Source organism: Alloalcanivorax sp. C16-2 (assembly GCF_046507615.1).
Taxonomy (GTDB): Bacteria; Pseudomonadota; Gammaproteobacteria; order Pseudomonadales; family Alcanivoracaceae; genus Alloalcanivorax; species Alloalcanivorax marinus_A.
The window spans coordinates 1,550,795-1,571,780 of sequence record NZ_JBKFTL010000001.1; the positions used below are offsets into that span (position 1 = coordinate 1,550,795).

At 61.7% G+C, this 20,986-nt stretch carries 16 protein-coding genes; 14 read left to right on the forward strand and 2 right to left on the reverse strand.

The window, feature by feature from the left end; genetic code table 11:
- The first annotated feature begins 53 nt into the window (after nt 1-53).
- The 13 genes from ACLD02_RS07285 (at nt 54) to ACLD02_RS07345 (ending at nt 15,561) form a co-directional block, all read left to right on the forward strand.
- On the forward strand, nt 54-395 hold the full coding sequence (locus tag ACLD02_RS07285) for a helix-turn-helix transcriptional regulator (RefSeq protein WP_203104662.1): 342 nt from the start codon (nt 54-56) through the stop codon (nt 393-395).
- Nucleotides 392-1,642: a type II toxin-antitoxin system HipA family toxin gene (locus ACLD02_RS07290; protein WP_410298315.1), complete on the forward strand. Its 1,251-nt coding sequence runs from the start codon at nt 392-394 to the stop codon at nt 1,640-1,642. Before ACLD02_RS07285 ends, ACLD02_RS07290 begins: the two co-directional genes overlap by 4 nt.
- Before the next feature lie 102 nt (nt 1,643-1,744).
- Complete coding sequence (locus ACLD02_RS07295) at nt 1,745-2,590, forward strand: MurR/RpiR family transcriptional regulator (protein ID WP_410298316.1); 846 nt, start codon at nt 1,745-1,747, stop codon at nt 2,588-2,590.
- Between the two features lie 158 nt (nt 2,591-2,748).
- Entirely contained in the window at nt 2,749-3,999 is a 1,251-nt protein-coding gene (locus tag ACLD02_RS07300; RefSeq protein WP_203104656.1) for a pyridoxal-phosphate-dependent aminotransferase family protein, read from the forward strand.
- Complete coding sequence (gene hpxK / locus ACLD02_RS07305) at nt 3,996-5,270, forward strand: allantoate amidohydrolase (protein ID WP_410298317.1); 1,275 nt, start codon at nt 3,996-3,998, stop codon at nt 5,268-5,270. Before ACLD02_RS07300 ends, hpxK begins: the two co-directional genes overlap by 4 nt.
- Nucleotides 5,271-5,403: 133 nt before the next feature.
- A complete protein-coding gene (locus ACLD02_RS07310) occupies nt 5,404-6,627 on the forward strand; it encodes an MFS transporter (protein ID WP_410298318.1) in 1,224 nt (407 codons plus the stop codon).
- A 67-nt stretch (nt 6,628-6,694) separates the two neighbouring features.
- Nucleotides 6,695-7,096, forward strand: a complete 402-nt coding sequence (locus ACLD02_RS07315; RefSeq protein WP_410298319.1) for a hypothetical protein — start codon at nt 6,695-6,697, stop codon at nt 7,094-7,096.
- A gap of 110 nt (nt 7,097-7,206) precedes the next feature.
- The gene (locus ACLD02_RS07320) at nt 7,207-7,755 is read left to right on the forward strand and encodes a DUF2796 domain-containing protein (protein WP_410298320.1); all 549 of its coding nucleotides are present in this window, start codon (nt 7,207-7,209) and stop codon (nt 7,753-7,755) included.
- Nucleotides 7,756-7,757: 2 nt separating this feature from the next.
- Nucleotides 7,758-8,477, forward strand: a complete 720-nt coding sequence (locus ACLD02_RS07325; RefSeq protein WP_410298321.1) for an ATP-binding cassette domain-containing protein — start codon at nt 7,758-7,760, stop codon at nt 8,475-8,477.
- Nucleotides 8,467-9,705 carry an ABC transporter permease gene (locus ACLD02_RS07330; RefSeq protein WP_410298322.1) on the forward strand — a complete coding sequence of 413 codons (1,239 nt, stop codon included), beginning with the start codon at nt 8,467-8,469 and terminating at the stop codon, nt 9,703-9,705. The genes ACLD02_RS07325 and ACLD02_RS07330 overlap by 11 nt, the downstream gene beginning before the upstream one ends.
- Nucleotide 9,706: 1 nt before the next feature.
- The gene (locus tag ACLD02_RS07335) at nt 9,707-10,294 is read left to right on the forward strand and encodes a DUF3299 domain-containing protein (RefSeq protein WP_410298323.1); all 588 of its coding nucleotides are present in this window, start codon (nt 9,707-9,709) and stop codon (nt 10,292-10,294) included.
- 170 nt (nt 10,295-10,464) lie between these two features.
- Nucleotides 10,465-12,315 (forward strand): 3'-5' exonuclease, encoded by a 1,851-nt coding sequence (locus ACLD02_RS07340; RefSeq protein WP_410298324.1) that lies wholly within the window; start codon nt 10,465-10,467, stop codon nt 12,313-12,315.
- Between the two features lie 249 nt (nt 12,316-12,564).
- Entirely contained in the window at nt 12,565-15,561 is a 2,997-nt protein-coding gene (locus tag ACLD02_RS07345) for a metallophosphoesterase (RefSeq protein ID WP_410298325.1), read from the forward strand.
- An 85-nt stretch (nt 15,562-15,646) separates the two neighbouring features.
- On the opposite strand, the gene fadA is transcribed toward ACLD02_RS07345, so the two are convergent.
- Both fadA and fadB read right to left on the reverse strand, forming a co-directional pair.
- On the reverse strand, nt 15,647-16,822 hold the full coding sequence (fadA, locus tag ACLD02_RS07350) for an acetyl-CoA C-acyltransferase FadA (protein WP_203104648.1): 1,176 nt from the start codon (nt 16,820-16,822) through the stop codon (nt 15,647-15,649).
- Between the two features lie 24 nt (nt 16,823-16,846).
- Nucleotides 16,847-18,994 (reverse strand): fatty acid oxidation complex subunit alpha FadB, encoded by a 2,148-nt coding sequence (gene fadB / locus ACLD02_RS07355; RefSeq protein ID WP_410298326.1) that lies wholly within the window; start codon nt 18,992-18,994, stop codon nt 16,847-16,849.
- A 251-nt stretch (nt 18,995-19,245) separates the two neighbouring features.
- Here fadB and recJ point away from each other — a divergent pair, with 251 nt between their 5' ends.
- The gene (gene recJ, locus ACLD02_RS07360) at nt 19,246-20,946 is read left to right on the forward strand and encodes a single-stranded-DNA-specific exonuclease RecJ (RefSeq protein WP_410298327.1); all 1,701 of its coding nucleotides are present in this window, start codon (nt 19,246-19,248) and stop codon (nt 20,944-20,946) included.
- The last annotated feature ends 40 nt before the right edge of the window (nt 20,947-20,986 follow it).

Here is a 20,986-nt window from a genome sequence, read left to right on the forward strand (position 1 = left end):
TAAGAAACCTATATATTTCTTATTAAGCAGAAAGCAACCCAGGAGACGCTTTTATGGCTTCTCTCCGTCAGCAGATCAAACAGCGCCGTAAGGCGCTCGGCTTGCGCCAGGAGGACATGGGGCAACGGATTGGCATGCTCCGGCAGCAATATCAGTACCTGGAAGCCAAGGGTAACCCCCGCCTGGACACCCTGGAGCTGGTCGCCAAAGGGTTGGACAGTGAAGTGATGCTTATTCCCAGGGAAAAACTCCTTGAGGTGCGGGCATTGCTGGACGGCAAATTGCTGGACGGCAAGGGGCGGTTGACCCAAAGCGAAGTGTATGGCCAAGTCGGCAAGCCCACCCTGTCCATCGTCGAGGACCCGTGGGCGGGGCTTCTGGACGACGACCCATGAACGAGGCCCGGGTCCTTGCGCTTTCGTTGCATGGCCGCCTGGTGGGTTATCTGGTGGGGGCCAGGGACGGCCGCAACATCCTGACTTTCGATGCCGGCTTCCGGGACGATCCGCTTCGCCCGACCCTTAGCTTGATCACCAGCCCTGTCTTCCCAAACTCGCAGCCATTATTGTCCACACCCTGGGTGACCCGGCAGAGGCTTCACCCGGTGTTGTCCAACCTGCTCCCGGAAGGGGCGTTGCGGGCCTTCATCGCGCAATCGCTCAAGATTCACGAGAACAATGAATTCGAGATGATGGCTTATCTCGGTGCTGATCTGCCCGGTGCCCTCGTTGCCGAGCCCGCCGATCCGGATGATCTGCCGCCGGGGCTGAAAGCGGCGTTGGGTAAGGTCGCGCCTTTGACGCTGGTGCCGGGGAAGGGCGAAAAAAAATTCTCGCTGGCCGGCGTGCAAATGAAATTTTCCATGAAGGAGCGGGATGGCCGTTTCAACGTGGCGGTCGGCGATGAACTGGGTGATTGGATTATCAAGACACCCTCGACCGCTCATCGTCGGGTTCCCGAGAACGAATACAGCGCCATGACGCTGGCCGCGATGGTCGGCGTGGAGATTCCGGACATTCGACTGGTGTCGCTGGATAAACTGGACAACCTTCCCGATATCAACCTGCCCGACGAAGAGCTGGCGTTCGCCATCCGCCGTTTCGACCGCGGCGGCGCGGAGCGAATCCACATGGAGGACTTCGCCCAGGTTCTGGTCAAGTACGCCCACGAAAAATACCGGTCCGCCAACTACGAACAGATTGGTCGTATCCTGTATCAGTATTCCGGGCAGGCGCTGACGGATGTTCAACAGCTTGCCCGGCGCCTGTTGAGCAACGTGCTTCTGGCTAACGGCGATGCCCATCTGAAGAACTGGAGCCTGTTGTACCAGGACCGGCGGACGCCCATCCTCGCCCCTGCCTATGACATCGTCACCACCCGGGCCTATATCGCCAACGAGAGCGAGTTCGCCTTGAACCTGGGCAAGACCAAATCCTGGTATGAGCTGACGCTGGTGCATTTTCAGGCCTGGGCATTGAAAGCCGGGGTGCCCTGGCGCGCGATCCGGCCGGTGTTGCTGGACGTCATGGAGAAAGCGCGAACTCTCTGGCCGGCGGCGCTGGATGAACTGCCCATGGACGAAGGTCATAAAAAAACGCTGCGGGCCCATTGGCGCGCGCTCCACGACGACTTCCGTCTTTGACCAGGCACGGTGCCCGATAACATTTGCTTGGGCGCTCCCGGCGGAACCTGTGTTAGGGTTCCCTGAAACAAAGGTTTCACGGCCACCGTTTCAGAGAACCCGATGCAATCACTGGATGAGCGCCTGCGCGCCCACTACCAAAGCCTGTCCCCCCAGGAGCGCCGGGTGGCGGACTTTATCCTCGACCACTACGACGACCTGATCAGCTACAACAGCGCCGAGCTGGCGCGGCTGAGCGGCGCCTCCAAGCCCACCGTCAGCCGCCTGTTCAAGCGCCTCGGCTACAGCGGCTACAAGGCCCTGCGCGACGAGCTGCGCGCCCTGCGTCAGAGCGGCGTGCCGCTGGCGGACGCCCGAACCCTGGCGGACGGCGACACCCTGGCGGCCCGCCATTACCAGCAGGAACTGGCCAACCTGAACCGCTGCCTGGCCGGGCTGGACGCCACTCGTTTGGGGCAGGCGGCGGCGGCCTTGGCCACCGCCGGCCAGGTGCTGATCATCGGCCAGCGCAATGCCTACCCGGTGGCCCTGCACCTGCGCCAGCAGTTGATTCAGGCCCGTGGCCGGGTGCGTCTGGCGCCGCAGCCGGGGCAGACCCTGGCGGAAGAACTGGTGGACCTGACCCCGGACGACGTGGTGGTGGTGGCGGCGTTCCGCCGCCGGCCCCGGCTGATGGCGCCGCTGCTGAAAAACCTCAAGCAGCGGCAGGTGCCGGTGCTGCTGCTGTGCGAACCGGAAGCCCGGGAGCTCACGGCCCTGGCCCGCTGGCCCTTCCCGGTGCCCCTGGACAGTTTGTCCGCCTTCGACAGCTACGCCGCCGCCATGAGCCTGGCCAGCCTGCTGGCCAACGCGGTGCTGCACCAGGCACTGGCCGCCGGTCGCCGGCGCATCCACGAAATCACCGACCTCTACGACGACCTGGGCGAACTGGAAAAACCCTCCCCCTAGCGGCGCCGCCCGGCGGCCACGGCTTTCCTGCCACAAGCGTTGGAACAATCGTTTCTTGTGTGTATTATTGAAACTATTGTTTCTTTAATCCGAGCCGCCACCCACTTTGTTGTAGGAGCGGCTTCAGCCGCGATGCCGCTACCCCCACAGAGGACGCCATGCTGGACATCAGCCAGTTCGACCAGATCAACCCACCGGCCCGTCTGCTAATGGGGCCCGGCCCGATCAACGCGGACCCCCGGGTACTGCGCGCCATGGCCGCCCAACTGGTGGGCCAGTACGACCCGGCCATGACCGGCTACATGAACGAGGTGATGGCGCTCTACCGGGCCCTGTTCCGTACCGAAAACCGCTGGACCATGCTGGTGGACGGCACCTCCCGGGCCGGCATCGAGGCGATCCTGGTGTCGGCGATCCGCCCCGGCGACCGGGTGCTGGTGCCGGTGTTCGGCCGCTTCGGCCATCTGCTCTGCGAGATCGCCCGCCGCTGCCGGGCAGAGGTGCACAGCATCGAGGTGCCCTGGGGGGAAGTGTTCGAACCCCAGGCCATCGAGGACGCCATCAAGCGCGTCAAACCCCGGCTGCTGCTCACCGTGCAGGGCGATACTTCCACCGGCCAGTTGCAACCGCTGGCGGAGCTGGGCGACATCTGCCGCCGCCACGGCGTGCTGTTCTACACCGACGCCACCGCCTCCTTCGGCGGCAATACTCTGGAAACCGACGCCTGGGGCCTGGACGCGGTGTCCGCCGGCTTGCAGAAATGCCTGGGCGGCCCCTCCGGCAGCGCCCCGGTCACCCTGGGGCCGAACATGGAAGAAGTGATCCGCCGCCGCAGGCATGTGGAGCAGGGCATTCGCACCGAAGCCCACCAGGACGGCGAGGACGAGATGATCGCCTCCAATTATTTCGACCTGGGCATGGTGATGGACTACTGGGGCCCGGAACGCCTCAACCACCATACCGAAGCCACCAGCATGCTGTTCGCCGCCCGCGAATGCGCCCGGCTGATCCTCCAGGAAGGGCTGGACCACACCATCGCCCGCCACGCCCTGCACGGCGCCGCCTTGCTTCACGGCGTCCAGGGCATGGGCCTGGAAACCTTCGGCGATCTCAACCACAAGATGAACAATGTGCTGTGCGTGCGCATTCCCGACGGCATTCCCGGTGAACAGGTACGCGGCCTGCTGCTCAATGATTTCGGCATCGAGATCGGCACCTCCTTCGGCCCGCTGCAGGGCAAGATCTGGCGCATCGGCACCATGGGCTACAACGCCCGCAAGGACTGCGTGCTGCAAACCCTCACCGCCCTGGAAGCGGTGCTGCACCGTCTCGGCTTCCGCGCCCCGCAGGGCGCCGCCGCCCAGGCTGCCTGGGACTACTACGACCAGCAAGCCGGCGGTGCCTCATGAGCGCCGCCGCGATGACCCCGGACCAGGCCCGCGCTGCCGCCGAGCGGGTGATGGCCCGCTGCGATGAACTGGCGGCCCTCAGCGAAACCCCGGACGCCCTGACCCGCGTCTACCTGTCGCCGGAGCATCAGCGCGCCAACGCCCTCACCGGCGACTGGATGCGCGAAGCGGGCATGACCGTGTGGCAGGATAGCGTCGGCAATATCTGCGGCCGCTACGAAGGCGCCACCCCGGACGCCTCGGCGCTGTTGCTCGGCTCGCACCTGGACACGGTGCGCGACGCCGGCCGCTACGACGGCATGCTCGGCGTGCTCACCGCCATCGAAACCGTGCGCCACCTGCACCAGCAAAACCGGCGCCTGCCCCTGGCCGTGGAAGTGGTGGGTTTCGGCGACGAGGAGGGCACCCGCTTCGGCATCACCCTGCTGGGCAGCCGTGGCCTGGCCGGTACCTGGCCGGGGGAGTGGCTGGAAAAGGAGGACGAGCAGGGCACCCGCGTCGTCGATGCCCTGCGCGACTTCGGCCTCGACCCGCACCGACTGAGCGACGCCGCCCGCCCGCTGGGCGAGATCGCCGCCTACCTGGAGCTGCACATCGAACAGGGCCCCTGCCTGGAACAGGCCGACCTGGCCCTGGGCGTGGTCACCGCCATCAACGGCGCCCGCCGACTCAACTGCACCTTCACCGGCCAGGCCGGCCACGCCGGCACCGTGCCCATGGGCCAGCGCCGCGACGCTCTGGCCGGTGCCGCCGAATGGATGACCGAGATCGAGCGGACCACCCGGGCGGCCGGCCAGGACCGGGTGGCCACCGTGGGCGCACTGCAGTGCAAACCGGGAGCGGTCAACGTGATCCCCGGCCAGGCGCGGTTGAGCCTGGACATCCGTGGACCGGAGGAAGAACCGCTGGAAGCCCTGCTCGAAGACCTGCTGGCCCGCGCCCACGCCATCGCCGAACGTCGCGGCCTGACCTTCGAAGCGGACGAGTTCTACCGCATCGCCGCCACCGCCTGCGACACCAGCCTGCAACAACACCTGGCCAACGCCGTCACGGACGTGCAAGGCAGTGCCCCCCACCTGCCCAGCGGCGCCGGCCACGACGCCATCGCCATGGCCGACCACTGGCCGGTGGCCATGCTGTTCGTGCGCTGCAAAGGCGGCATCAGCCACCACCCGGCGGAGTCCGTCACCACTGCGGACGTGGCCCAGGCGATCCAGGCCTACACCCAGGCCGCTACCGATGTAGCCACCCACTCCCCAAGGAACCCGTAGGAGCGACCGGGCGGCGTACCGCTTCAGTCGCGACCCACCGCCTGTCGTCGTGATCGATCCGATACAACAGGGTTGACCTGAACCACGCTTAAGGTCCCAGACTTCCCGCTCTTTCACCCAGCGAGGAAGCACCATGACCACCCCAACCCCGGCGCCGCTACCGCGCAGCGCCCTGGCCGGCATGATCACCGTGGCCGTACTGGTGGGCCTGAACCTGCGGCCCTCCATGGCCGCCGTGGGCCCCCTGGCCGACCGCATCCAGGCGGAGCTGGGGGCCAGTTATACCGGCCTGGCCCTGCTCACCACCCTGCCGGTGCTGGCCATGGCCGCCGGCTGCTTTCTCGGCGCTGGCCTGGCGCGTCGCCTCGGCGATCCCGCCCTGGTGGTGGCCTCGCTGCTGATGATCCTGCTGGCGGACCTGGCCCGCCTGGCCAACCAAACCCTGGCCGGCCTGATGCTCACCGCCCTGGTCGCGGGCTTCGGCATCGCCTTCCTGCAGGTACGCCTGCCGGCGCTGATCAAGCGCCGCGCCGGCGGCTACACCTCCCTGGTCATGGGCTGGTACATCGCCGCCGTCATGGCCGGCGCCGCCCTGGCCTCGTCCCTGGCGCCGTCGCTGGCCACCCAGGCCGGCGGCTGGCGCGCCGGCCTGGCGGTGTGGGCCCTGCTCGCGGTGCTCGCCCTGCTGGCCTGGTGGCGGGGCAGGGCCGTGTTCGGCGCGCCCCCGGCCCGGGGCAACGCCGCCTCCACCGCCGGCCTCTGGCGCCGCCCGCGCACCTGGACCCTGGCCCTGTTCTTCGGCCTCGGCACCGCCGGCTACACCTGCGTACTCGCCTGGCTGCCGCCGTACTACGTGGCCCGTGGCTTCAGCCCCAGCCAGGCCGGCGGCCTGCTCGGCTTTCTCACCGCCATGGAAGTGGTGGCCGGCCTGCTGCTGCCGCCCCTGGTCCTGAAAAGCCCGGACCGCCGCCCGGCGCTGCTGGCGGTGCTCGCCAGCGCCCTGGCCGGGTTCGTGCTGCTGGCCGGCTGGCCCCTGGGCTCGCCCCTGCTAGTGGCCACCCTCCTGGGCCTGGGCATCGGCGGGCTCTTCCCGCTCAGCCTGATCGTCGCCATGGACCACCACGACAACGCCGAAGTGGCCGGCACCCTGGCCGGCATCGTCCAGGGCATCGGCTACCTGATCGCCGCTTTCTCGCCGTTCCTGGCCGGCGTGATCCGCGACCGCCTTGGCGACTTCGCCCTGGCCTGGATCGGGCTGGGCGCGCTCTACGTGCTGCTCATCGCCATGGCGCTGCGCTTCAACCCGCGCCGCTACGGCCGGCACTATCCGTTACGGCTGACAACGGATCAGGTTTAGATGCGAACCATTCTCGATATGAGGCGTCCAAACCGGTTCATGCATCCACGGACCAGGACCCGCCGCCATGCCCGCTCTCGCCCTTAAACTGCTGGATCACGGTGACTTCCCCCTTGTGCGACTGGACGCCACGGACTGGCGCCCGGCCCACGGCGTCGCCCTGATCGACGACCTGGAAACCCTGATCGAACACGGCCAACCCTTCGTGCTGATCATCAAGAACGGCGCCGGCGGCAACCGGAAGCGCACCGAGGACGACAAAGCCCGCATGCTCTGGTTCAAGGCCAACAATCAGCGTCTCGCCACCTGCTGCCGGGGCATCTTCACCGTGCTCACCGCGCCCGCCCAACAACCCAAGGCTGAAAAACAAACCGCTGGCCTCAGCGCCGCCATGGGGCTGCGCTTCCAGGTTTTCGCCGACGCCGAGGAGGCTGAGGCCCAGGCCCGGCGGGCGCTGGACCGCGCTTGATGCCTGCTGGTCCGGGGCGATCGGTTGTTTCGTTTCTCTGAAGTGTTATTTTATAACGTACTAGGTGGGCCGACTCAGGCCCGTCGCCGTTTTCCTGCCCGGGAGTGTTAATGAACGTGTCCGTCCGAGGAACCATCGCCTTATTGTTCGCCACCGGCCTGGCCCAGGCCGCGCCGGTGCATCAGCATGGCCGCGCGGAGGCCGCCGTGGCGGTGGACGAAGCCACCCTGACGCTCACTTTTCGGGCGCCGTTGATGGATATCCTGGGCGTGGAGCGGGCGCCGGAGAGTGAGGCGGAGCGGCGCCATTTCCAGGAGCGCCTGGACCTGGTGGTCGCGCCCCGGCCCGCTGAGACCGCCGGCTGCGCGCTTCAGGCGTCGAAGGTTCCCGACGTGGCGGCCTTGTTCCCGGAAGGTCATGATCATAACCACGACCACGACCACGACCACGACCACGAGCACGAGCACCATCACGCCCACCACCAGGACCTGGAAGCGACCTGGACCTACCAGTGCGACCGCATCGCCGAACTGGACGCGGTGACCTGGCCTTTCCTGGCGGATTTCCCCAGCCTGACCACCGAGGTGATCCTGCTGCTGCCCAGCGGGCAGGGCGCCCGCACCCTGAGTCCCGGTGACACCCGGCTGCCCCTGGAGTGACCATGGCGCTGGAGGTGGAGGACCTGCGTTTCCATCACCCGGGCCAGACACGGCCTTTCATCGCCGTGGAGCGCCTTAATCTGGCAGCCGGCGAACGGGTGCTGATCCATGGCCCCAGCGGCTGCGGCAAGAGCACGCTGCTGTCACTGATCACCGGCATCCGCCCCTTGCCGCGCGGCCGTATCCGGGTGGCCGGCGAGCCGTTTTCGGAGCTGTCCCAGCGCCGCCGTGACGCCTTTCGGGCGGACCACATCGGGGTGATTTTCCAGGCCTTTAACCTGCTGCCCTACCTCTCCGCCCTGGACAACGTGCGCCTGACGCCTTCGTTCTCGAAGCGCCGCCGGCAGCGCGAAGGCGGGACGGATACGACCGATAAAGCCGATAAAGCCGGAAAAGAGAGCGCCGCCCTGGCCTTGCTGGGCCGGCTGGGCCTGGACTCGTCGGTGGCGCGGTTGCCGGCCCATCAATTGTCCTTCGGCCAGCAGCAGCGCGTGGCGGCGGCCCGGGCACTCTACGGCGAACCGGAGCTGATTGTCGCGGATGAGCCCACTTCCGCGCTGGACACCGCCCACCGGGACGCCTTGATGAGCTTACTGGCGGAGCAATGCGAACGCAGCGGCAGCGCCTTGCTGATGGTCAGCCACGATCCCGGCGTGGCCAGGTACTTCCATCGTGGCCTTTCCTTCGACGAACTCAACCGGGCGGCCCGCCATGTTGCCTAGAGTGATCCTGGCTTCCCTGGCCACTCGCAAGACCTCGGCGGCCCTGATCGTTGCCGCCATCGCCTTGAGCCTGGTGATGATCCTGGGCATTGAGCGGCTGCGCCACCAGGTGCACGCCAATTTCGCCAGCACCGTCTCCGGCATGGATCTGATCGTCAGCGCCCGGGGCGGCCCCACCAATATTCTGCTGTACAGCGTCTTCCACCTGAGCGAGCCCACCGCCGGCATCGAATGGCGCACCGTGGAGCACCTGGCGGCCCATCCCCAGGTGAAATGGTGGATACCCATCGCCCTGGGCGACTTCCATCGCGGCTTTCCCGTGGTGGCCACCAACGACAGCTACCTGGAGCACTACCGCTACGGTCGCGACCAGCCCCTGGAACTGGCCAGGGGCGACTGGTTCGCCAGCCCCGACCAGGTGGTGCTGGGCAGCGACGTGGCCCGACGCCTGGGTTATGGTCCGGGAGCCTCATTGGTGCTGGCCCACGGTTCGGGGAGTGGCCCGGCCATCATTAAACACGATGATCACCCCTTCTCCGTCAGCGGGGTCCTGGCGCCCACCGGCACCCCGGTGGACCAGGGGCTCTACATCTCCCTGCGGGCCATGGCGCTGATTCACAGCGGCGGCCGATATGCTTATCCGACGCCGGGCGGGCCGGCGGCCAGCGACATGCCAGACTCCGTCAACGCCGTGATGCTGGGCCTGAAACAGCGCACCGCCATCCTCGGCCTGCAACGGGAGCTGTCTAACTACGACGGCGAACCGCTCAGCGCCATCATTCCCGGCGTGGAACTCCAGCGCCTGTGGCGCATGACCGCCAACGTGGAAAACGCCCTGCGCGCCGCCTCGGTGGCGGTGTTCCTGGTGGCCCTGCTGGTGCTGATCTCCACGGTGCTGGCGGCCCTGGAAGGCCGCCGTCACGAACTGGCCGTGCTGCGCGCCGCCGGCGCCGGACGCGGCACCGTCTACGGCGTGATCGTCGGTGAAAGCCTCTGCCTCACCCTGGCCGGCTGCGTCACCGGCCTGCTGCTGCTGTTCGCCGCGCAACAAATCCTCGCCCCCTGGGCGCTGACGGAATGGTCCCTGCGGCTGCCCACGCACCTGCTGGCCGTGGGTGAACTGCCGCTGGTCGCCGCCGTGCTGCTGGCCGGCTCCCTGGCCGGCCTGCTGCCCGCCGAAAAAGCCTTCCGCAACAGCCTCGCCGACGGCCTCACTCCACGGAGCTGACATGAAAGCCCTTTCCCTCACTCTGCTCGCCATGCTGCTGAGCACGCCGGTATTCGGCGCCGAGCCCGCCCCGCCCGCCCCGCCCGCCGAGCCCCCGGACGTCCAGGCGGAATCCAACGTCTGGGATACCCTGGTCCCCAAGGACTGGGACCCCCGCGCCGAATACGAAGCCATCTCCAAGGAAATCCACGGCAAAAATTCCCCCGACCAACTGGAAGACACTGACCGCCGGGCCGTGGAACTCTTCGACGCCATGCGGGACGCCTGGAGCAACGCGCCCCTGCGCCAGGACCTGGACGACACCCCCCTGACTCTCCCCGGCTTTGTGGTCCCCCTGGAAGGCGACGACAAACACCTGCGCGAATTCCTGCTGGTCCCGTACTTCGGCGCCTGCATCCACTTCCCCCCGCCGCCCCGCAACCAGGTGGTGCTGGTCAAAATGCAGGGCGAGGGCATGCCCGTGGATATGATGTGGGACGCCGTGGTAATCGACGGCACCCTCAAGGTCGACTCCCACGACACGGAATATGGCACCGCCGGTTACGTGCTGGAGGCCAAAAGCGCCGAGCTTTATAAAGGGGACGAATAACCCTCAACTCGAAGGAACAAGCTCCTTGCATTTATTGGCGGGATAGGTAAATTCGGAACTGCTTCACATAAAAAGCCGGCCTGGAGAGCCTGGCGAATAAGGGGGAGAGAGGGGAAACGGATGTCTGATTACCTACGCCCGGGCAGGGCAACGCAAAGGGGATAAACCGCATGGCGACGGTGATCCCCAACCTCAACACCCTCCGCAATATGACGCCCGGCGAACGCCGCCTGGGCCAGCGCCTCGAAACCCTGCTCGAAGACGACTACACCGTTTGGTACGACATCCCCCTCGGTCGACAGCGCCGCTACCCGGATTTTATCGTCCTGCACCCCGGGCGAGGTCTGCTGTTCCTGGAAGTAAAGGACTGGAAACCGGATACGCTCCGGCGCCTGACCCCCACCCACGCGGACATTCACACCCCCACCGGCTTGAAAACCGTCAGCAACCCCCTGGAACAGGCCCGCCAATACGGCTTGGTCGCGATCAACCGACTGCAGCGCGACGACCACCTCAAGCAAACCGACGGTCCTTTTAAGGGCCGCCTCTGTTTCCCCTGGGGTTACGGCGTGGTGTTCCCCAATATCACCCGCAAGCAATGGAACCAAATGATGGGGGACGCGGAGCAGGACCTGGTGTTGCCGCCGCACCGCTTGGTCTGTAAGGACGAAATGGTCGCCACCGTGGACCCGGAAGCCTTCCAGGAACAGCTGTGGGGCATGTTTGAATACGCCTTTGGCGACAAACTCACGCTTCCGCAAATCGACCGCATCCGCTGGCAGCTCTTTCCCGAGATTCGCATCAACGCCCCGCAGCAAACCCTGTTCGATGAACCGGATGAGGGCGAGGACCAATCCACGGCGGCCAACGAGCCGATTATCCCCGACATCGTCCGCGTCATGGACCTGCAACAGGAGCAACTTGCCCGCAGCATGGGCGAAGGCCATCGCGTCATCCACGGTGTCGCCGGCTCCGGTAAAACCCTGATCCTTGGCTACCGCTGCCTGCACCTGGCCCAAGCCGTCACCAAACCGATTCTGGTGCTCTGCTTCAACATCACCCTGGCCGCGCGCCTGCGCGGCTTTATCGCCGAGAAAGGCATCGAAGACAAAGTTCGTGTCCACCACTTCCACGAATGGTGCGGCCAGCAACGCCGAACCTACAACGTGGACCTGATCGACGGCGACGCCCCCTATTGGGAGCGGGAAGTGGAAACCGTCATCCAGGCCGTGGACAACGCCCGGATTCCCCGCGCCCAATACAGCGCCGTGATGATCGACGAAGGTCACGACTTTGAGCAGCAATGGCTCAAACTGGTCGTTCAGATGATCGACCCGGGTACCAACTCCCTGCTGCTGCTCTACGACGACGCCCAGTCCATCTATAAAAAGCGCAGCTTGAAGTTCCCGCTGTCCAGTGTCGGTATCGAGGCCCGTGGGCGCACGACCATCCTAAAACTTAACTACCGCAATACCCGCGAAATCCTCCGTTTCGCCTACGACTTCGCTAAGGATTTCTTACAGGCTAAGGACGCGGATGATGATCACATTCCGTTGATTGCCCCGGAAGTGGCTGGTACCAGTGGCCCGGAACCGCAGTTCCGAAAGTTCGATAACTTTAACGACGAAGCCCACTACATCGCCCGGTGTGTCAAAAAATGGCACTCCAATGGCCAGCCGCTCAACAACATCGCGGTCATTTACGGCCACCATTGGCAGGCCAGCTCCCTTCAACGCGCGCTGCGGAAGGCTGGCGTACCTTGCACTTGGCTAAGGAGCTCCGCCGACAAAAAGTGCTACGACGCGAATGCGAACAATGTCGTGTTGCTCACCCGGCAGAGTAGCAAGGGGCTTGAGTTCGGTACCGTGGTACTGGCCGGCCTGGGTGGTTTGCAGGACGACGAAGAGCATTTAGAGAATGAGGTGAGGCTGCTGTATGTCGGGATGACCCGAGCTCGTCAGCAGTTGATGCTGGCGGGAAGTGGGGAAAATTGGTTCTTGGAGCGTCTTGGGAGTGCTTAGAATAACAACACAGTTTTACTATGACGCTTTCCTTTTCCTTGGATTTGGTTGCGGTAGCCATGGCCCTGTTAAGTGCCAACGCTGCCCGCTTAGTGAGTCCCATGTAGATGATTTTCGAGCAGCGCCGGATTTTGATGTCAAAGAGAAATTCTGCGGTTGGTAAAAAATTTAGATAGAAGGGAAAGGCCAGTATTCATTATAGGCCTTTAATAACTATTGGTCTGGCGAATTTTATTTTGAGAGATAAGAATGAAATTTTTTCACATTTCAGATATTCATTATTCCAAAAGAGATTCTGAAAAAATAAAACAAGTTGTTGATCGATTGTGTTCAGACTTGGCAGGAAAGGTGTCTGAAGATGACTACTTGATAATTTCAGGAGACTTGGTTTGGGCGGGCTCGAATAAAAGCGATTTTGACGATTTTAATAAAGAGATATTAGATGTTTTGATGGGTTCTGTAGGTTTTAAAAAGGAAAAGATAATTATATGTCCCGGGAATCATGATGCGGATAGTTCCAAAATCGGGCATGGAAGCGCAAAATTAATGTACGGAAAGAAATTTAAAATAGAAGAATTTGATGCGCTTTTCGATGAAGAGAAAGAATATTTCGAGTCGGTCTTTAATTCATTTTATGACACGGTTGGGGAGGTCAATAATATAGGCGCTAATTACTACTATGACTTTGATGAAGTATCCTTTTTGTCAATCAATACAGCTCTGCTTTCAGTAGGAGGTAACGCTCATCTAGGCGATGATGATCGAAATTTGGTTTATACCACAGAGGGGCTCGATGAATGGGTAAGAAAAAGAAAGGATAAGACTGTCTGTCTTGTTCTTCACCACCCTATTTCTTGGCTTTCACAGTCCTGGAGGGATCACCTGGAAACACTAATAAAAGGTGGGGTTAATTATGTGTTTCATGGGCATGAGCACAAGAAAGATTTATTTCTTCGTCTCAATGAGTCAGAAAACATACATGTTTTTTCCGCGCCAGCATTGTTTAGCGATGATGCAGACAGACTGGGATACTATTACCTTGACCAGGCTTCATTATCTGCGACGTATAGGCAATGGAGCCCGGCAAATTCCAAATTCGTTGTCGGTGCCGACTTCTCTGGAAACGACTCGGGAGTGCTTGCGCTTTCTGCTAAAGAAGCAACAGAAGAAAAATTTATAAGAAGGCTCTATACGAGGAATCTAAATAGTGCCTTGCAGTTATTCTCTGATATCGGAGCTGATTGGGTTGATCGAAGGATAAGTCGCACCCCAGAAAAACATAGTTTTAGCCATCAGGAAGAGATCCGTTTCGAAAGCACCGAAGATATTTTAAAAGAGCCAAAAGATATATGCATAATGGCTCCCGCAGAGTATGGGTTGACCAGTTTTGGTCATTATTTGTGCCTAAAAGGCTTGGATTTTTCGAAGTTTGGTTATGTTTTATGCCTTAAGCAACAAAGAATTTTCTCAAAGGAAATGAGGTTAAAGGTTGTTGAGGAGCTGGAGGTTTTAGGTAAAAGAATAGAAAATCTAGATTTTATTGTTGTCGACTCTTGGTGTGATGAGGTTGTTAAAGATAAAAAGAAGGCGATCGAGCAAATTAAAAAAGCTTTCCCAGGTTTAAAAATTATTGTCTTGAAAACATGCGCGGTTGCGGCGGCTGGCATGATTTCCGGTATGGATTCTGAGTTGACCGACTCTGGCATAAATGAAATCTATTATTTATATGCTCTTACGAGAGATGCGGTGAGGAGCGGCGTCAAAGAATACAGTAAAAGAAGGCATATCAAAATTGGTAATGAGGATCAGATTGTTTCAAAAGTCATTCATGATTTCGATTTTTTGAATCTTCCCAGAACCCCTCTTAATTGTTTTACTCTATTAAGAATATTGGAAAGCAATTTTCATGACAGTATCATTAATCGTGGGGATATGGTCTCAAGAATATTGAGTTTTATTTTTTCTGAAATTGAAGTGCCTTCTTATAGCTCCGTGCCTGACGTAAAAGATTGTGAATATATAATGGGGTATTTTTGCGCTGACATGATAAAAAATAAAAATGATTGTTTCGCTAGGGATTATTTTATAGAGTTTTGCCAGGGAGTCTGCGCAAAAAAATATTTTAATATAGATGTGAGTGTAATGTTTGATATTTTGTTTAAAAATAGAATAATTGTGAGGTGTGACTCGGGGTATTGCTTTAGATTTTTCTACTGGGTTAATTATTTTTCTGCCATGAACATGGTTCATGACTCTCGTTTTAGGGGTTTTATGCTTTCATCGGGAGGGTATATTTCCCATCCCGAAATAATCGAGTTTTATACCGGTTCCGATAGAAAGCGAGATGACGCTCTAGGATCTATAAAAAAGGATCTTGATGAGGCGGTTCGTCATTTAAATGAAAAGGTTGGCGAAGAAGGTTTGTTTCCTTATGTGGAAATGAGATGGGTTATGTCAGAGGAACAGCAAGAGCAATTGGCTAAGCGCCTTGACGAGCAAGTCTCTGCGTCGAGCCTTCCGACTCAAGTCAAAGACGAATATTCTGACAGAACTTATGATCCTGCTAAACCTTATCACCAAACGGTAAATCAGGTTCTGAATTTGACTTCTATGAAGTCTTTAATGCACCTGGTTTCGTGCGCTGGCAAGGCTTTAAGAAACAGTGATTTCGCTGATTCAGATATAAGATTAGCTTTAATGTCCTCTTTTGTTGATGGGATGGTGCAAATCAATAGGGTTTTAGTTTTGCTGTCGACACTTCTGGCTAAGTCAGGCAGAGCCAGCTTTGAGGATGCCGGCTTCAGGCTTGTTGGTAATGACTGGTGTGAGGGCGCTCTAGAAAGACAGTATCAAATTATTCGAGGCGCTCCTGGTAACCTTATAGATTGGTACGCATTAGATCTTTTCTCTGAAAAAATGGGGCCTCTGGTTTCGGCGGCAATTCAAGCGGAGCCTAATGGTATTTTTTCCATGTATTTGGTATGTATAGCTGTTAGAAACAGGCCCGCTGGCTGGAATGAGTTTATTCAACGGTATATAGAAAAAGAGAGTAAAGAGTCATATGGATTATGGGCAGTTTTTCAGACTCTCTGTGTCGAGTGTAAGTATGGGTTCCATGACGGTCCTACAGATAAAAAGTTGGTTTTTCTCGCGAAAATGTGTGTTGCCAAACATAACGGAGCAAAGAAACTGGGCAAAGATAAGATTAATAAAATGGATGGGGGGTTTTTGAGGAGAACCAAGTGATTCTAATTTGATGGTTTTTGGTAAAAAGCCCCGGCGGGCGAACCCGCCGGGGCTTTTCAGCTCTCGGCAACGGTGAAGAGAAGGCTTACACCCGCTCGATCACCGTGGCGATGCCCTGACCCAGGCCGATGCACATGGTGGCGAGGCCGATCTGGCCGTCGTTGCCTTCCAGTACGTTCAGCAGGGTGCCGGTGATGCGGGCACCGGAGCAGCCCAGGGGGTGGCCCAGGGCGATGGCGCCGCCGTTGAGGTTGACCTTCTCGTTCATCTTGTCGAGGAGCTTGAGGTCCTTGAGCACCGGCAGGGATTGCGCGGCGAAGGCTTCGTTGAGCTCCACGTAGTCGATGTCGTCGATGGTCAGGCCGGCGCGGGCCAGGGCTTTCTGGGTGGCCGGGACCGGGCCGTAGCCCATGATGGCGGCGTCGCAGCCGGCCACGGCCATGCTGCGGATTTTGGCCCGCGGCTTGAGGCCCATGGCCTGGGCTTTTTCGGCGCTCATCACCAGCATGGCCGCCGCGCCGTCGGAGAGGGCGGAGGAGGTGCCGGCGGTGACGGTGCCGCTGACCGGGTCGAAGACGGGGCGCAGTTTCTGCATGTCTTCGAGGCTGGCGTTGGGACGGATGGTTTCGTCGATTTCGCACAGCACCTTGCGGCCTTCGGCGTCGTGGCCTTCGATCGGCACGATTTCGTTTTTCCAGCGGCCTTGTTGGGTGGCTTCCCAGGCTTTGTGGTGGGAGCGCACGCCGAACTCGTCCTGCTGTTCACGGGTGATGCCGTGCATGCGGCCGAGCATTTCGGCGGTGAGGCCCATCATGTTGGAGGCACGGGCGGTGTATTTGGACAGCTCGGGGTTGAGGTCCACGCCGTGGTCCATGGCGACGTGGCCCATGTGCTCCACGCCACCGATGACGAACACGTCGCCGTTGCCGGTCATGATCGCTTGCGTGGCGGCATGCAGGGCCTGCATGGAGGAGCCGCACAGGCGGTTGACGGTTTGTGCCGCGGTGGTGCGGGGCACGCCGGCGAGCATGGCGATGTTGCGGGCGATGTTCATGCCCTGTTCCTTGGTCTGGTTGACGCAGCCCCAGATCACGTCTTCGGTTTGCTCGACGCTCCAGTCCGGGTTGCGCGCCATCAGCGCCTGGATCAGCAGCGCGGAGAGTTTTTCCGCGCGCACGTTGCGGAACATGCCGTTTCTGCTTTTGCCCATCGGGGTGCGCACGGCATCGACGATGACCACGTCTTTCGGATTCAAACTCATTTCCAGATCTCCTTTGCCCGTGCCTTAGCCGAAGAAGGACTCGCCTTTGGCGGCTTTGTCCTTGAGCATTTGCGGCGCTTCGTAAAGGGCGCCCAGGTGCGCGTATTTGTCGCACAGTTCGGCGAATGCCTTGGTGCCGATGCTGTCGATGTAACGCAGCGGGCCGCCGCGGAACGGCGGGAAGCCGATGCCGTAGATCATCGCCATATCGGCTTCGGCGGGGGAGCCGACGATGTTGTCTTCCAGGCAGCGGACGGTTTCGGTGCACATCGGGATCATCATGCGGGCGATGATCTCGTCGGCGTCGTAGTCCTTCTGCTCGCTGGTGACGGCGGGCTTGATCAGCTCATAGGTCTTTTCGTCGACTACTTTCTTGGGCTTGCCCTTCTTGTCTTCCTCGTACTTGTAGAAGCCGACGCCGTTCTTCTGACCATAGCGTTCGTTTTCGAACATGATCTCGGTCGGGTCCTTGAAGTCGTGGTCCATGCGGTCGGGGAAGCCTTCCGCCATCACCTGGGCGGCGTGCACGCCGGTGTCGATGCCGACCACGTCGAGCAGGTAGGCGGGGCCCATGGGCCAGCCGAATTTCTGCATCACCTTGTCGACTTGCTGGAAGTCGGCGCCGTCACGCACCAGCATGCTGAAGCCGGCGAAGTAGGGGAACAGCACGCGGTTCACCAGGAAGCCGGGGCAGTCGTTCACCACCACCGGGTTCTTACCCATTTTCTGGGCGTAGGCGACCAGGGTGGCGACGGTTTCGTCGGAGGTTTTCTCACCGCGGATCACTTCCACCAGGGGCATCATGTGCACCGGGTTGAAGAAGTGCATGCCGCCGAAGTTTTCCGGCTTCTTGAGCGCTTCCGCCAGGCGGGTGATGGAGATGGTGGAGGTGTTGGAGGCGAGCACCGCGCCGTCCACTTTCTGCTCGGTTTCGGCGAGCACGGACTGCTTGATCTTGGGGTTCTCGACCACCGCCTCGACCACCACGTCGATGCCCTTGAAGTCGTCATAGCTGAGGGTGGGACGGATGGCGGAGAGCACCTTGCCCATGCCGGCGGCGTCCATCTTGCCCTTGCTGACGCGCTTGGCGAGCAGTTTGGAGGCTTCGTTCATGCCCAGGTCCAGCGCCTTGTCGGCGATGTCCTTCATGACGATGGGCGTGCCTTTGAGGGCGGACTGGAAGGCGATGCCGCCGCCCATGATGCCCGCGCCCAGCACGGCGGCGTGTTTGATCTCGGGGGCACCCTTGGCGGTTTTGCCGTTGACCTTCTTGACCTGCTGATCGGCCAGGAACAGGCCTACCATGGCGGTGGCCTGGGAGGTCTTGGCCAGTTTGGCGAAGCCCTTGGATTCCACGTCGAGGGCGTCGTCGCGCTTCATGCCGGCGGCCTTCTGCATGGATTTCACGGCTTCCACCGGGGCCGGGTAGTTCTTGCCGGCTTGCTGCTGGACCATGGCCATGCCGGTCTGGAACGCCATCATCTGCTCCATGGGGGGCATGGGCAGCGGTTCCAGTTTTTCCTGGCGCTTGGCGCGGAAGTCGATCTTGCCGGCCAGGCACTGCTTGACCAGGTCGAGGGCGGCGTCACGCTCGTCGCCGGCTTTCACCACGGCATCGACGATGCCCACTTTCAGGGCCTTGTCCGCTTTGTTCTGGCTGCCGGTGGCGATCCATTCCACGGCGTTGTCCACGCCGATGATGCGCGGGGTGCGCACGGTGCCGCCGAAGCCCGGGTAGATGCCCAGCTTCACTTCCGGGAAGCCCACCTGGGCCGCTTCGCCCATGACGCGGAAGTCGCAGGCCAGGCACATTTCCAGGCCGCCGCCCAGGGCGAAGCCGTTGATGGCCACCACCTTGGGTACGTCCAGGTCTTCAAAGGCGTTGAAGATGTCGTTCGCCTGACGGGACCATTTGGCGATCTCGGCCTCGTCCTGGGCGAACATTTCGGTGAATTCGGTGATGTCGGCGCCGACAATGAAAACCTTCTTGCCGGAGGTGACCACGATGCCCTTGACCTGGTCGCTGCCCTTGAGGGCCTCGGTGGCCTTGCTCAGGTCTTCCAGGGTGGCACGGTTGAACTTGTTCACGGATTCGCCCTGAAGATCGAACTTCAGTTCGGCGATGCCGTCGTCAAGCAGTTCTACGCTTACGGCGTTGCCTTGGTAAATCATAACGATTGCTCTCCAGTCCCAAAGTACGCGGCGGAGCCGCTTTGGTGAGCCTGCTTTAACCTCCTTGGAGGTGTGCGTCACCGTTCATGTGAGCGTTTGCTTACATCAACGGCCAAACCGCTCAGGGCTGCCAAGTATAAGAATCACGGCGCCGTGATGTTAGCCCCTTTGCGTGACTTGCGGGTCGGTACCCTTGACGGCGGCCATGGATACGCGGACGCTTGCCGCCATCGCTTCCTGTGATGGCTCCCATGACCGCAAGTTCCTACCCCTGTATTCGCCGCCGTCCTTCGGTGCCCGTGGACTGGCCCGGCGTGCCGCCGCTGTTGGCGCGTATCCTCGCCAACCGGGGGCTGACCTCGGCGGAACAACTGGAGCTGACCCTGGGGCGGCTGCCCCATCCGGATGGTTTCCGGGGGCTGGCGGCGGCGGTGGAGCTGCTGCTGGCCGCCCGTGAACGGAATTGGCGCATCTGCATCGTCGGCGACTACGACGCCGACGGCGCCACCGCCACCGCGTTGATGGTGCGCGGCCTGGAGTCCCTGGGCTTCCCCCGCCCGGATTACCTGGTGCCGAACCGTTTCGAGTACGGCTACGGCCTGTCGCCGGCGATCGTCGAGCTGGCCCGGGATACGGTGGCGCCTGATCTGATCATCACCGTGGACAACGGCATCGCCAGCGTGGACGGGGTGGCGGCGGCGCGGGCGGCGGGCATGCGCGTGCTGATCACCGATCATCACCTGCCCGGCGACCGCCTGCCGGACGCCGACGCCATCGCCAACCCGCGCCTGGAAGAGCAGGGTTTCCCGGCGCCCAATCTGGCCGGGGTGGGTGTGGCCTTCTACTTGCTGATGGCGGTGCAGCGTGCCCTGGGCGTGCGCCGGGGCGTGGTCGATCTGCTCGACCTGGTGGCCCTGGGCACGGTGGCGGACGTGGTCGCCCTGGACGACGCCAACCGCATCCTGGTGGAGCAGGGCCTGCGCCGGCTGCGTGCCGGCAAGGGCAACCCGGGGCTGCGCGCTTTGCTGCAGGTGGCCGGCCGCGACCCGTCCCGGGCCCTGGCCGCGGATCTTGGTTTCGCCGCCGGGCCCCGGCTTAATGCCGCCGGCCGGCTGGCGGACATGGGCCATGGCATTGAGTGCTTGCTGGCGGACAGCGTTTCCGAGGCACGCCAATACGCCGAAGAGCTGGACGCCATCAACCGCGAGCGGCGTGGCATCGAGCAGGGTATGCGCGATGCCGCCATGGCCGAGGTGGAGCGCCTGCGCGGCCAGACCCTGCCGCCGGCGCTGTGCCTGCATGGCCGGGACTGGCACGAGGGCGTGGTGGGCATTCTCGCCTCGCGGGTGAAGGAGGCGGTGCACCGGCCGGTCATCGCCTTCGCTCCGGCTCGCGAGGCCGGGCTGGTGAAAGGCTCCGGGCGTTCGATCACGGGGTTGCACCTGCGCGACGTGCTGGACGCGGTGGCCACCCGCCACCCGGGGCTGCTGCACAAGTTCGGCGGCCACGCCATGGCCGCCGGCATGACCCTGCGCGCCGACGATCTGGACGCCTTCCGCGAGGCCTTCCAGGCGGCGGTGGCCGAGGCCGCCAGCGAGGAGCTGTTCGATCAGGTGGTGGACAGCGACGGCGGCCTGAGTGAGCAGGACATTACCCTGGCCACCGCCGAGCTGCTGTCGCACCGGTTTCCCTGGGGGCAGGGCTTTCCGCCGCCGCGCTTCGACGGCGAGTTCGAGGTGCTTAACCATCGGGTGGTGGGCGAGCGGCACCTGAAGCTGACCCTGGGGCTGCCGGCGGTGAACGGCGTGGTCGATGGCATCCACTTCAACGCCGACCCGGCGCTGCTGGGAGCGCGCCTGAGCCGCATCGAAGGGGTTTACCGGCTGGAGGTCAACGAGTTCCGGGGCCGGCGTTCGCCGCAGATGATGTTCGAGCACCTGCGGCCGCTATAACCCCGGAACCGCCTGGAGTTGTGACAAAACTTGGCCACCG